Raw genomic sequence first — 13,763 nt, 5'->3', positions numbered from 1 at the left:
CCCGGCCACCCGAAAAACTTTGTCGCAGAATTGTCAGCCGGAAGACATTTCAAGATAGCGCTTTCCCTTATTGAGGGCCACCTCGGGCGATGCGGCTTTTGATCCCAAACGGGAACGAGAGCGGCGCGGCTCCGGTGGAGACCATCTGCTGCATGGCCTCACCGGCACGGCCGTACTAGGATCGCCCGACGGGAACGGACGAAGAGCGCCGCTGAATGCGCCATCACCGGGAGGGATTTGTTGGTGGCTACCAGTCTCGAAGTGCGCGGCGTGTCCTTGCGATTCGGCGGCGTCCGTGCGCTGACCGATGTCAGCTTTGCCATCAATGATGGCGAGCTGTTCTCGATCATCGGCCCCAACGGCGCCGGCAAGACCTCGATCGTGAATTGTATTTCCGGCCGCTACAAGCCGACCGAAGGCCAGCTGTTCTACCGCGGCCGCGACATCACAGGGCTGACGCCGAACGCGCGCCCCACGCTCGGCATCGGCCGCACCTTCCAGAACCTGGCCCTGTTCCACCACATGAGCGTGCTCGACAACATCATGGTCGGACGCCATCACCTCTTGAAGAACAATTTCCTCACGGGATCGCTGTACTGGCTCACCGGCGCGCGCAAGGAAGAACTCGAGCACCGCCGCAAGGTCGAGGAGATCATCGACTTCCTCGATCTCCAGTCAGTGCGAAAGGCGCAAGCCGGCACCCTCGCCTACGGCCTGCGCAAACGCGTCGAGCTCGCCCGTGCCATGGCGCTGGAGCCGCGCCTCATTCTCCTCGACGAGCCGATGGCCGGCATGAACTTCGAGGAGAAGGAGGACATGGCCCGCTACATCGTCGACCTCAACGAGGAGTTCGGGATGACGGTCGTGATGATCGAGCACGACATGGGCGTGGTGATGGACATCTCCCACCGCGTCATGGTGCTCGATTTCGGCCGCAAGATCGCCGAGGGCGATCCGGCCGCCGTGCTCGCCGATCCCCACGTCAGGCGCGCCTATCTCGGCGAGGAGGACGAGGTGCTGGTCGATCCGGACGATGCTCCGCCAGCGCAGGAGAGCGCGGCATGATGGATTACGCGGGCCGGGTCGCGCAGGCCGACACCTATCCGAAGATGCTGCGGCTCAATGCCAGGGAGCATGGCAACGAAATCGCGTTGCGCGAAAAGGATCTCGGCCTCTGGCGCGCCTTCACCTGGAATGACTACCACACCCGCGTACGCGACTTTGCGCTCGGCCTCATCGAGTTGGGCTTGGGGCGCGAGGACGTCATCGGCATCATCGGCGACAACCGACCGGACTGGGTCGCGGCTGAAGTTGCGACCCACGCCATCGGTGGCTTGAGCCTCGGGCTCTATCGCGACGTGCTGGACGAGGAAGCCTCCTATCTCCTCAACTATGGCGAGGCGCAGCTCGTCTTCGCCGAGGACGAAGAGCAGGTCGACAAGCTGCTCGCGCTTGCCGAGCGTGTGCCGCGGCTCAAGCACATCATCTATTCCGACCCGCGCGGCATGCGGAAATATGACGATCCGCGGCTTATGTCGGCGGAAACATTCGCCGAGCTCGGCCGCGCCCGGGCCGCGCGGGAGCCGGAGCTGTACGATCGCCTCGTCGACGCCACCAAGGGCGAGGATGTCGCGATTCTCTGCACCACGTCGGGCACCACCTCGCACCCGAAGCTCGCCATGCTCGCCGCCGGCCGTGTGCTCGGCCATTGCGCGACGTATCTCGCCTTCGATCCGAAGGGGCCGGACGACGAATACGTCTCCGTGCTGCCGCTACCGTGGATCATGGAGCAGGTCTATGTGCTCGGCAAAGGCCTGCTGTGCCGGATGAAGATCAACTTCGTCGAAGAGCCTGATACGATGATGAACGATTTGCGCGAAATCGCGCCGACGTTCGTGTTGTTCGCCCCCCGGGTCTGGGAATCCATCGCCGCCGACGTCCGCGCCAAGGTGATGGACGCAACGCCGTTCAAGCAGCGCCTGTTCGATATCGGCATGAAAAACGGCCTCGCCGCGCTCGCAGACGGCAGACGTTCGAGCTTTGCCGACGCGATCCTGTTCCGCGCGCTGCGTGACCGTCTCGGCTTTACCCGCCTGCGTTCGGCCGCGACCGGCGGCGCGGCACTCGGCCCCGATACCTTCAAGTTCTTTCAGGCCATGGGCGTGCCGCTGCGCACGCTCTACGGCCAGACGGAATTGTTAGGGGCCTACACGCTGCATCCCGAGGGCAAGGTCGACCCTGACACGACAGGCGTGCCGATGGCCGACAGCGTCGAGATCCGCATCGACAATGCCGACGTCCACGGCGTCGGCGAGATCGTGGTGCGGCATCCCAATATGTTCCTCGGCTACTACAAGAACCCCGAGGCGAGCGTCGCTGACATCAAGGACGGCTGGATGTTGTCCGGTGACGCCGGCTACTTCAACGATGACAAGCAGCTCGTCGTCATCGACCGCATCAAGGATCTCGCCGAGACCTCGCGCGGCGAGCGCTTCTCGCCCCAGTTCATCGAGAACAAGCTGAAATTCTCGCCCTATATCGCGGAAGCCGTGGTGCTGGGGGCCGGCCGCGACGCGCTCGCGGCGATGATCTGCATCCGTTACTCCATCATCTCGAAATGGGCGGAGAAGAGCCGGCTCTCGTTCACGACCTACAGCGACCTCGCCTCGCGGCCGGAGGTCTATGCGCTGCTCCAGAAAGAGGTCGAGACCGTCAACGCCACGCTGCCGCCGGCCCAGCGCATCTCGCGCTTCCTGCTGCTCTACAAGGAGCTCGACGCCGACGACGGCGAGCTCACCCGCACCCGAAAGGTACGCCGCGGCGTCATCAACGAGAAATACGAAGGCATCATCGACGCGATCTACCGCGGCGACGCCGACATCCCCGTCGACACCGTGATCCGCTTCCAGGACGGCACCACGCAGCGCGTGCGCACGACGCTGCGGGTGGTGGATCTCGGCGAACATGGCCACATGGCGGAGGCCGCGGAATGAGTTTCTTGTCAGCCACGAGCGCGACGCCCGTCGACGCGCCCTCTCCCCTTGTGGGAGAGGGCATCTCCGCAATCAGCCACACCCTCACTCGAGTGAGGGGTCCTTTCTCCACACCGTCACTGCCGAGACAATCCCTCACCCGGCTTCGCTTCGCGAAGCCACCCTCTCCCACAAGGAGAGAGGGTACACCGTCATCGCTTCGGCATTTTGCGCGGACATCGGCATGAACACCGCCTTCCTCATCCAGCTCCTGGTCAACGGCCTCGTGGTCGGCACGCTCTATGGCGTGGTCGCGATGTCGTTTGTGCTGATCTACAAGGCGACGCAGGTCGTCAACTTCGCGCAAGGTGAATTGCTGCTGGTCGGCGCCTGGGTGTGCTGGGCGCTGCTGGCGAAATACCAGGTGCCGTTCTGGATCGGCATGCCGATGACGCTGGTGTTCATGTTCGTGTTCGGCATCGCGATCCAGGTCCTGATCCTGAGACCGATGATCGGCGAACCAATCATCTCGGTGATCATGGTGACGATCGGCCTCTCGACCGTGCTCCAGGCCACGTTGAAGTGGATGTTCGGCGTCAACCCGCAGCCGTTCCCGCGCGTGTTCGAGAGCCAGTCGGTCGGCCTGTTCGGGCTTCAGATCCAGACCGTCTATGTCATGAGCCTCGTGGTTTCGGTCGCCATGATGATCGGTATGGCCTGGTTCTTCCGCGCCTCGAAGTACGGCCTCGCCATGCGCGCCACCGCGTTCAACCAACAGGTCGCGCAATCGCTCGGCATCTCCGTCAAAAGCGTGTTCGCGATGGCATGGGCGATCTCTGCGACCGTGTCAGCGGTCGCGGGCGTGGTGGTCGCTGTCGTCAACGGCGTGTCCTCCGGGCTTGCGGCCTACGGCATCAAGGTGTTCCCGGCGGCGATCCTCGGCGGGCTCGATTCCGTTGGTGGCGCCGTGCTCGGCGGCATCATCATCGGCCTGCTCGAGAACATCGCGCAATATGTCGACAGCGAGTATCTGCACTGGGGCAATCTCTACGAGATCGCGCCGTTCTACGTCCTCATCATCGTGCTGATGATCAAGCCCTACGGCCTGTTCGGCACCCACGACATCGAGCGGATCTGATCCATGGCCGGCCCTGCCCTCATCCCTGCTGGTGATTTCCGCACCTCTTACGCGGCGGACACCACGATCTTCCCGACCACGACCAGCCGCAACTTTGCGATCATCGGTGTGCTGTTGCTCTGCCTCGTGCCGCAATTCCTTGGCGGATACTGGCTCAGCATCCTGATCCAGATCGGCATCTTCTCGATCGCGGCGCTCGGCCTCAACATCCTGGTCGGCTTCACCGGCCAGATCTCGATCGGCCATGCCGCCTTTTTCCTGCTCGGCGCCTTCACCTCGGCCTACATCTCCAACAACGCGCCGATCCCGGTGTTCTTCGCGATCCCGCTTGCGGGTGTCGTCACCGCGCTGGTCGGGCTGATCTTCGGCATCCCGGCGGCGCGACTGAAGGGGCTCTACCTCGTCATCGCAACGCTGGCGGCGCAATACATCCTGCTCGACTTCTTCTCCCGCGCGGAGTGGTTCACCGGCGGCTCGGTACCGGCCAGCGCCAATCCGTTCTCGATCTTCGGCTTCGCCCTGCGCGGCGACAGGCAATATTTCTATGTCGTGCTGGCCTATGTGATCGCGAGCTACGTCCTCGTCACCAATCTGATGCGCACACGCGATGGCCGCGCGCTGGTGGCGATCCGCGACCATTATCTCTCCGCCGAGATCATGGGAATCAACCTCACCAAATACCGCACGCTGTCGTTCGGCCTCGCCGCCTTCTTCGCCGGCATCGCCGGCGCGCTCTATGCGCATTACCAGCTGGTGGTTTCGCAGGAAGGTTTCGGCATCGAGCGCTCGATCCTGTTCCTCGCCATGATCATCATCGGCGGCACCGGCTCGATCATGGGCACGCTGATGGGCACCGCCTTCGTTGTGCTGCTGCCTGAGACGATGGAATTCATCAGCCTCTACCTGAAGGGCGGCGCGATCGACAAGGCGCTGTCCCTCAACACCAACATCACCTTCCTGCGCGAGATCGCGATCGGAGTGATCATCATCGCGTTTTTGATGTTCGAGCCGGACGGGCTCGCCCATCGCTGGCGACAGATCAAGGCGTACTGGAAACTCTACCCGTTCTCGCATTGAGCCCGGGCAACTCTCTAACCAACGAATAAACAGGAGGAGGCAACCAATGAAGACAAGATCCCTTTTGAGCCCTGCATCGCTCGTGCTGGCGATCGCCGCATTCTCGGCGAGCGCGCAGGCGCAGATCGCGATCGGCCATCTCGCCGATTATTCCGGCGGCACCTCCGACGTCGGCACGCCCTACGGCCAGGCCGTCGCCGACACCTTCGCCTGGGTCAACAAGAACGGCGGGGTCGGCGGCAAGCAGCTCAACGTCGATACCAACGATTACGGCTACCAGGTGCCGCGCGCGATCGCGCTCTACAAGAAATGGTCGGCGTCGGACTCGAAGGTCGCCGCGATCATGGGCTGGGGCACCGCGGACACAGAAGCGCTGACCGGCTTCCTCGCCCAGGACAAGATCCCCGACCTGTCCGGCTCCTATGCTGCCGCGCTCACCGATCCCGAAGGCGTCAGCGGCAAAGCCAAGCCCGCACCCTACAATTTCTTCTACGGCCCGAGCTATTCGGATTCGCTGCGCGCGATGCTGATGTGGGCGGCCGAGGACTGGAAGGCCAAGGGCAAGGCCGGCAAGCCGAAATTCGTGCACATGGGCGCCAACCACCCCTATCCGAACGCGCCGAAGGCCGCAGGCGAAGCCATGGCGCAGGAACTCGGCTTCGAGGTGCTGCCGCCGCTGGTGTTCGCGCTCGCGCCGGGTGACTACAGCGCACAGTGCCTGAGCCTCAAATCCTCGGGCGCCAACTACGCCTATCTGGGCAACACCGCCGCTTCCAACATTTCGGTGATGAAGGCCTGCAAGACCGCCGGCGTCGAGATCCAGTTCCTCGGCAATGTCTGGGGCATGGACGAGAACGCCGCCAAGACCGCCGGCGATGCCGCCAATGGCGTGATCTTCCCGCTGCGCACCGCAGTGAGCTGGGGCGGCGACGCGCCCGGCATGAAGACGGTGATGGAGATCTCGAAGATGTCCGACCCCACCGGCAAGGTGTATCGTCCGGTGCACTACATCGCCGCCGTCTGTTCGGCGCTCTACATGAAGGAAGCGCTCGACTGGGCCGCCAAGAACGGCGGCGCCACCGGCGAGAATGTCGCCAAGGGCTTCCACCAGAAGAAGGACTGGGTGCCGGCAGGTATGGAGGGCGTCTGCAGTCCCTCTACCTGGACCGACAAGGACCATCGCGGCACGCTAAAGGTCGACCTCTATCGCACCAAGATCTCGGGCGCGACCGACGGCGACCTCAACGATCTCATGGCCAAGGGCACGATCAAGCTCGAGAAGGTCAAGACCATCGAGCTGCCGCGCAAGCCGGAACTGCTGGGGTGGTGAGCTTAGCTCTCGCTGCACGCACAACTGTCATCCCCCGCGAAAGCGGGGGATCCAGTACGCCGCGGCCTCTCGGGGAACGTCGAGCGTCTCTGGAATACTGGGTCACCCGCCCCAGTGCGCAATTGCGCACAAGGCGGGGTGACGACAGCGGAGAATGAAAACTCATGTCCCAAACCATTGAAGCATCCCGCCCCAGCCCGACCGCCGTGCCCGCGCCGCCCCTCCTCGCCGTGCGCAACATCGAGGTCGTCTACGACGATGTCATCCTGGTGCTGCGCGGCCTCAGCCTCGACGTGCCCAAGGGCGCGATCGTGGCGCTCCTGGGGGCCAACGGCGCCGGCAAGTCGACCACGCTGAAGGCGATCTCGGGGCTGCTCAAGACCGAGGACGGCGAGGTCACGCGTGGCGAGATCCTGTTCGAGGGCTCCCCTATCGCCGGCATCGATCCCGACAAGATCGTGCGCCGCGGCATCTTCCAGGTGATGGAGGGCCGACGCATCGTCGCCGACATGACGTCGCTCGAAAATCTCAAGCTTGGCGCTTTCACCCGCAGGGATCGCGAGGTCGATGCCGATCTCGACATGGTCTTCAGCTATTTCCCGCGCCTGAAGGAGCGCACCGGGCTTGCCGGTTATCTCTCAGGCGGCGAGCAGCAGATGCTTGCGATCGGCCGCGCGCTGATGGCGCGCCCGAAGATGATCTTGATGGACGAGCCGTCGATGGGCCTGTCGCCGCTGCTGGTGAAAGAGGTGTTCTCGATCATCCAGAAGATCAACCGCGACCTCGGCGTTACCATCCTGCTGGTCGAGCAGAACGCCCGCGCCGCGCTATCGGTGGCGAGCCACGGCTACATCATGGAACAGGGCAAGGTCGTGCTCGACGGCACCGCGGACGAATTGCGCGACAACGAGGACGTCAAGGAATTCTACCTCGGCGGCGCCGGCGATCAGCGCAAGAGCTTCAAGAACCTCAAAAGCTTCAAGCGGCGCAAGCGGTGGCTCTAGACATAGCGTTTTCGAGCGAAGTGGGAACCGGTTCGCGTGAAGAAAACGCGTCAAACAAAAGAGTCTTACTCCAGCACCTGCTCCGCTTCCGTGACTGCGCACAGAACATGATAGAACGACGACGCAGGAATGGTGTCGACCAGCGATTTGCCATCGCGATCGAACTGGTCGTACCAGCCGCCCTTCACGGGATGGCTGAGATAATGCCGTTCGAGCCGCACCAGCGCCGCGCGCGCCTCATCCGCCGCGCCGGCTTCGCCGGACTCGGCCTGCGCGATCCACGCCTTTGCCATCTCGGTCTGCGGCCACAGCCGCCGCGTGCCGCGGCGGATGTTGCCGTTGGCATCGCCCTCGTCGGCGACACATCCGGTGGCGTCATCGCGATAGCGCAGCGCGGTCGCCAGCAGCTCGGCGCGCCGCTGTCCGGTCGGGCAACCCGTGATGCGTTCAAATCCTTTCAGCAGCCAGACCCATTCGGCCTGATGGCCCGGCTCGACGCTGACCGGCTCGATCTTCGACCAGTCCTCCTCAAAGTACTCGGTCAGGATGCGCTTCTGCTTGTCATAGAGATTGGCAAGGAACAGCGCGAAGAACTCACCGGCGCGGTTCTGGAACGACAGGTCGTGCGTTGCGTCGAAACACGCGATCATCGCCTCGAACAGATGCATCTGCGGGTTCTGCCGCCGGGGCAGCGAGACCGGCAGGCTCTCGTGGACGCCGCCATGCGGCGAGCGCAGGTGGCCGTCGAGGAAGGCCAGCAGCGCGTCGATCTCGGCGCGAATTTGCGCGTCCTGGTCGAGCGCGTAGACGGCGGCGAGCGCAAACAGGATGAAGGCGTGGTCGTAAGCGTCGCGCCGGGCATCAAGCACCGCGCCTTCCGGTGTCAGCCGGTGCACATAGCCGGGCTTGCCGTCGGGAGCCTTCGCCTTTGCCAAGAGGTGCTGCAACCCCTTCAGCGCGATGGCGCGCCCTTCCGGGTACCAACCCATCTGCGCCGCCTTGGCGTAGCACCAGATCTGGCGGGCCTGCACGAACACGCGCCGCGGCGCAGACGTGTCGGCCGTGCCGTCAAGCTGCAGCCGGTCAATGAAACCGCCTGCCGCATCGTCCCAGCCGACGGACGACCACAGCGGCAGCGCCTCGTCGATCATGCGGCGCTTCAGGCGCGCGACGACGTCCACCGCCTCACCCGCCGCAATGATGCCTTCGTCTGCCATCGCGTCCTCTCCACGCCTCGACACTGGCCGTCTGATACCCATGCCGGCGGCGGCGCGCAACGGATGCCAACCCGGAAAGACCAGCCATGACCGCCCATTACGACGCCCTCGAGACGCGCGAACAGGCCGTGCGCGAGACGGAGCTGTTCTCCCGCCTGCCGGACGTGCTGCGCGGCGCGATGGCCGCGCCCGCCTATGCCGAGCGACTGAAGGGCATAGACCCGGCCGCCGTGACCTCCAGGGCGGCGCTGGCGGGTCTGCCGGTGCTGCGCAAGTCGGAACTCCCCGCCCTGCACAAGGCTTCTGCGCCCTTCGGCGGCGTCGTGCCGGCAGCCCCGGGATCGTTCGCCCGCCTGTTCACCTCTCCCGGCCCGATCTTCGAGCCTGAAGGACGGCAGGCCGATCCCTGGCGCGGTGCCCGGGCGCTGTTCGCGGCGGGGTTCCGCCCCGACGACATCGTGCTCAACACCTTCAGCTACCACCTCACCCCCGGCGGCTTCATCTTCGATGCCTCGGCGCGCGCGCTCGGCTGCGCGGTGATCCCGGCCGGGCCAGGCAACACCGAGCAGCAGTTCGAGCTGATCGAGGCCTACCGTCCCGTCGGCTACAGCGGCACGCCGGACTTTCTGAAGATCCTGCTCGATGCCGCCGCAAGCTCGGGGCGCGACGTCTCATCGATCAAGCGCGCGCTGGTCTCGGGTGCGGCCTTCCCGCCCTCGCTCCAGGCCGAAATCAAGGCACGCGGCATCGACGCCTACCAGGCCTTCGGCACCGCCGATCTCGGCCTCATCGCCTTCGAGACCGAAGCGCGCGACGGCATGGTCGTGAACGAGGACCTGATCATGGAGATCGTCAAGCCCGGCACCGGCGATCCCGTTGCGCCGGGCGACGTCGGCGAGATCGTGGTGACCTCGCTCGATCCGCACCATCCCTGGATCCGGCTTGCGCTCGGCGACCTCACCGCGGCGCTGCCGGGACCGAGCAAATGCGGGCGCACCAACATGCGCATCAAGGGCTGGATGGGTCGCGCTGACCAGACCACGAAGGTCAAGGGCATGTTCGTCCGTCCCGAGCAAGTCGCCGAGATCGGCAAGCGCCACTCCGCGCTCGGACGATTGCGTCTCGTCGTCACGCGCCAGGGCGAGGCCGATGCGATGACGCTGCACGCGGAAACAGCGGCTGCGAGCGATGCGCTACGGGCGGAGATCGCCGGCACCTTGCGCGCGGTGACGAAACTCGGCGGCAATGTCCAGCTGGTCAACCCCGGCGCGCTGCCAAACGACGGCAAGGTAATCGCAGACGAGCGGTGATACTCAAACCCCAATTCCCTCGTAACAGGAATTCTGCAGGGAAACGGTCGTTAAAGCCGCAACGGCTCTGGCGGGAAAGTCAAAAATGCCCGCGAATCTTGTCCCTTACGGCAGCGGATGCGCGAGGACATAACAGGGAAATTCCGGATGTGATCAGGGAGCGGGCGCGACGCGAACTGGGAAGCATCGATGGACCCCAGGCTCGCTAAGAGTCCCGGCTCTTCCCTTCTTCGGGGTGCGGAGGCAATCGCTGCGCCCAAAACGTCCGTGACCATACTCGCCGAAGCAAATGGATGGACGGGAGCATCAATGACACCGTTGATTGAAGGGGCGCTGTCCTTGCTGGTGTTCACCAAAGATCGGGCCTCTTTCGCCGCATCGGAGCGAGCGAGGTCTCGACAGGACCGTAAAGCTACGGACGATTGTGTTAATTTTGCGCGTATCAAACTGGGCATTAAAATTCCCGGGGGCGATCCGGATCAGCGTGTCAGGCCAAGGGCGACGTGATCTGGAGATGACGAAGGTGCGTTTACCACTCCAGATCTATCATCCGCGGAGTGCCCCAATTGTCGAAGCAGCTGCCGCAGCGCATACCCAGACGAATGCCACTCCAAGAGCTTGCGGTAGACTTGCTGTTCGGAGCCTTCGGTGAGCATCGGTACAATCGATCCCCGCAGGAGTATGAGTATCTGATTTCGCTCATTCCCCCCGCTGAAGCAAGCCATTTACCGGGTCAATCAAGGCCTTCAAAAGCTTAATGAAAGCGGCCAGCGGCACGACATTTGCTATTTCCAGCCTGGCGATCTGGCGCCACGCTATATGCCATTTCCGAGCAAAATCTCGATCGAGACACTTCGCAAAGGCCTGACCACTCTCGGCTTCCGGGACCCCAAGTGGCAGAAAACTGCCAGCTAACGTCGTCCGCATTATTTATTCTGATGCGGCTGTTGCGAACTGCTACTCATCTACCCGACCTCAAACCACGGCCAAACAAGCGCAAGCGCCGCCCGTTCTGCAAGAGGACCATGCCGTCATCACCATCAGTGTTGTAGCGCGCGCTGATCAGCTGATTACTATGAGCTTTTTTAATCGTTTAACCACGCCCTTGGGTTCTCCCGTCGATCCGGAGGTAAACATGACGTAGGCCGTTCCAAACCGCGCCGCAGCTGACCGCCAATACGCTACCGGCCGAGTTTCCGGTGTTGGCATCTCCGCCCTTGCTGCTGCCGGGCGAGAGCTTTGACCACTACCACGACCTGCGGCAGGCGATCTTCTTAGATCTGGCGCCACGATGCGCCATCGAGTGGCTGCTTGCGATCGATGTCGCCGAGCTGTCCTGGGAAATCCAACGCCACCGCGCATTGCGGCACAAGTTGCTCGAAACCTATCGCCAAAAGGCAATTGAAGCGGCCCTACGGCGCATCGATATGGTCTGGATCGATCCGGACTTCGAAGACCAAGCCGAATACTATACGCTGCAAAATGCCCTTAGCTGGCGGATTGATCCCATCGCCGCGAGTGAAAGTGACGCGCGCCTCAGCCTATGGCTTCGATCAAAACGCCATCAGCACCGAAATCTACGTCCAGGCGCGCGAAATCTTGGTCCTCTTCGAAGGCCTCAATGCCGCGCAAACCAAACGGACGTTGCTCCTTCGCGAGATCAGAAGCCAACGCTTCGTAGGTGGACCTCCGCGCTGGCCGCTCTGAAAAATAAGATTGAGCTTCCGAGCGCGAGCTTCGCCATTTGGGTTTTCGCTCAGGATAGCTTCAATGAGATCGCCGAGGGCCGAAAGCGGATTGCGAAAGGATTCTCGCGCGCTCAAGTAATACGCTTGAGTTTGCAAATCGCTCCGCCTTGGCGCGGAAATTCAGAGTTCGAGGCGATTACGACTATTAGCTCTCGGATGAGGCGCCCGACTTCGTCGTGCCTGGACTTGAAGCCTCTTGAAGTCAGGCCATCGTGCGTCAGCCCAGTTCTTCGAGACAACGGACATCAAAGAACTCTTGCGCCGTACCGTCCGGACGCAAGTTGTCGAACGTCAGCTCACTACGATAGCCGGCTAGCTCCGCGAAGAAGCGCGAAATCGGCCCTATCCCAGCGCGGAGCTCTTCAACATCCCCACGGACGAGCTTATGTCTCGTCAGGGAGGAACATCGCTACAAAAGGGAGGGACGATCGCGATCGCGAGCATCACTCAACGCGTCCGGCCGCGTTGGAACGACATCTTATGCCAAGAGCGGAGTAATAAACGCCCGGAGGTCCAGTCCGTCGAACAGGTAACCAGCGATGCCGGCTGCTTTTGCCGCGTCAAGATCACTCTGTTTGTCGCCAATCATGAAGCTAATGTGCTTGTCTACTGGATAGCGATCGAGCAGCGTCAGGATCATTCCCGGTTTCGGCTTGCGGCAGCTGCAGAGGGTCCGAAAATGCGCAATCCGGCCTTCGGGGTGGTGAGGGCAAAATTCGAATGCGTCGATGTGCGCGCCGATAATGGCGAGCTCGTACGACATCCATTCGTGCAGATTTCGGACATGCCGCTCTTCGTAAAACCCCCTGGCGATTCCTGATTGGTTTGTCACGACAAAGGCAAAATATCCGGCATCATTGACTGCTTTGACCGCCTGCTGGGCTCCCTCCACCCACCTCACTTTATTCGGGTCGCAAGCGTAGCCGTCATCCTCATTGAGGACACCATCACGATCGAAGAAAACTGCAGGACGCATGAAGTTTACTGCCCCGACTTGCACGAAACGCACCCGACATCATCGGACAATTATCCCTTATTTTCAATAGGTCCCACGTTTTGGCTGGCTCCGATAAGCCTCCGCCATTTTTATGCCCGCAATCTTGGCAGCCGCATAGGGCTCGTTGGTCGGCTCCAGCGAACCGATCAACCAGTTTGAACACGGCGGCCCGATTGCAGAGATCGACCTCGCGCCGGCCCACCTGATAGGTGTGACGACCTCCGGCGCGAGCCGGCGTAAAAGCGCACTACCGGCCATCCCGCGATAGTGAGATCGCGTACTCGCCCATCACAAACGCCAAGAAAAGGTAGGAGCGGAACGACGCTTACCAATGATCCAACCCAGCCCGCAAATCTTCCCACTTCACCGGGCGGTCCAACCCCGCGGTCGTGAGCCGTTTTCGTCGCACTCTCCCAACTTTCATTCAAGAGACTGACCTACATGGTTCTGCCTCCCAGGAAGGCGTAGCCTTCAAATAGTGACGAGTGCCCCCTAGACGAAATGAAAATTGCCTTGATGCGCTAGTAAATGCACAATTGCAAAATGCTGGAGGGTGGTGGCGTCACCAGGAGTGTCTATGATGGCTCCTCCAGACGTATCACCGTAAATGATTGTCAATACGGAAACCAAATCGGCACCTCTATCGAATTGAAGTGCGTGCATTGAGTCTACGAGATAGAGGCTGCTTTGGTCGAGTGTCGGCGTGAACGCGAAACTATCGTGCGCAGCGCGATTGAATAGTAAGCCTGATCTTTGGCTGGGCTGAGAAGCGGCGAGCGCTCCGGCGCTCGCGTCGTCAAAAAAAAGGAAGTCGTTCCGGAAATATTGATCCAGCAATTGGGGAGGCACAACGGGTGCATCAGGTGCAGTCGCCGCGTCCGAGGCAGAAGTAGGGCCGATCGTCCCATCGCCGTTGAGGTCCTGATGGAAGATCGTCTCGAATGACTCCAGCGACCCGCTGTTTGGCGAG

Annotated in this window: 9 protein-coding genes and 1 pseudogene; 7 read left to right on the top strand and 3 right to left on the bottom strand. The window is 62.3% G+C overall.

Annotated elements, in window-relative coordinates:
- The first annotated feature begins 243 nt into the window (after positions 1-243).
- The 6 genes from JQ627_RS27970 to JQ627_RS27945 all read left to right on the top strand — a co-directional run bounded on the left by JQ627_RS27970 (position 244) and on the right by JQ627_RS27945 (position 7,521).
- Complete coding sequence (locus JQ627_RS27970; RefSeq protein ID WP_212487500.1) at positions 244-1,065, top strand: ABC transporter ATP-binding protein; 822 nt, start codon at positions 244-246, stop codon at positions 1,063-1,065.
- The gene (locus tag JQ627_RS27965) at positions 1,062-2,993 is read left to right on the top strand and encodes a long-chain fatty acid--CoA ligase (RefSeq protein WP_212487497.1); all 1,932 of its coding nucleotides are present in this window, start codon (positions 1,062-1,064) and stop codon (positions 2,991-2,993) included. Before JQ627_RS27970 ends, JQ627_RS27965 begins: the two co-directional genes overlap by 4 nt.
- Before the next feature lie 223 nt (positions 2,994-3,216).
- Positions 3,217-4,110 carry a branched-chain amino acid ABC transporter permease gene (locus JQ627_RS27960; RefSeq protein WP_212487495.1) on the top strand — a complete coding sequence of 298 codons (894 nt, stop codon included), beginning with the start codon at positions 3,217-3,219 and terminating at the stop codon, positions 4,108-4,110.
- 3 nt (positions 4,111-4,113) lie between these two features.
- The gene (locus JQ627_RS27955) at positions 4,114-5,187 is read left to right on the top strand and encodes a branched-chain amino acid ABC transporter permease (protein WP_212487493.1); all 1,074 of its coding nucleotides are present in this window, start codon (positions 4,114-4,116) and stop codon (positions 5,185-5,187) included.
- 46 nt (positions 5,188-5,233) lie between these two features.
- Positions 5,234-6,517 (top strand): ABC transporter substrate-binding protein, encoded by a 1,284-nt coding sequence (locus tag JQ627_RS27950; RefSeq protein WP_212487491.1) that lies wholly within the window; start codon positions 5,234-5,236, stop codon positions 6,515-6,517.
- 164 nt (positions 6,518-6,681) lie between these two features.
- Entirely contained in the window at positions 6,682-7,521 is an 840-nt protein-coding gene (locus JQ627_RS27945) for an ABC transporter ATP-binding protein (protein ID WP_212487488.1), read from the top strand.
- 65 nt (positions 7,522-7,586) lie between these two features.
- Here the strand turns inward: JQ627_RS27945 and JQ627_RS27940 are convergent, their stop codons facing one another.
- Positions 7,587-8,738 (bottom strand): AGE family epimerase/isomerase, encoded by a 1,152-nt coding sequence (locus tag JQ627_RS27940; protein WP_212487486.1) that lies wholly within the window; start codon positions 8,736-8,738, stop codon positions 7,587-7,589.
- A gap of 86 nt (positions 8,739-8,824) precedes the next feature.
- On the opposite strand from JQ627_RS27940, the gene JQ627_RS27935 reads away from it, so the two are divergent.
- Positions 8,825-10,048, top strand: a complete 1,224-nt coding sequence (locus tag JQ627_RS27935; protein WP_212487485.1) for a phenylacetate--CoA ligase family protein — start codon at positions 8,825-8,827, stop codon at positions 10,046-10,048.
- Positions 10,049-12,274: 2,226 nt separating this feature from the next.
- On the opposite strand, the gene JQ627_RS27930 is transcribed toward JQ627_RS27935, so the two are convergent.
- A complete protein-coding gene (locus JQ627_RS27930) occupies positions 12,275-12,772 on the bottom strand; it encodes an HAD-IIIA family hydrolase (RefSeq protein ID WP_212487484.1) in 498 nt (165 codons plus the stop codon).
- A 513-nt stretch (positions 12,773-13,285) separates the two neighbouring features.
- Positions 13,286-13,763: pseudogene (locus tag JQ627_RS27925) on the bottom strand (hypothetical protein); the annotation flags it as partial.

Origin of the sequence: Bradyrhizobium liaoningense (assembly GCF_018130785.1) — a bacterium.
GTDB lineage: Bacteria > Pseudomonadota > Alphaproteobacteria > Rhizobiales > Xanthobacteraceae > Bradyrhizobium > Bradyrhizobium liaoningense_A.
This window is presented reverse-complemented; position numbering and strand designations above follow the sequence as displayed.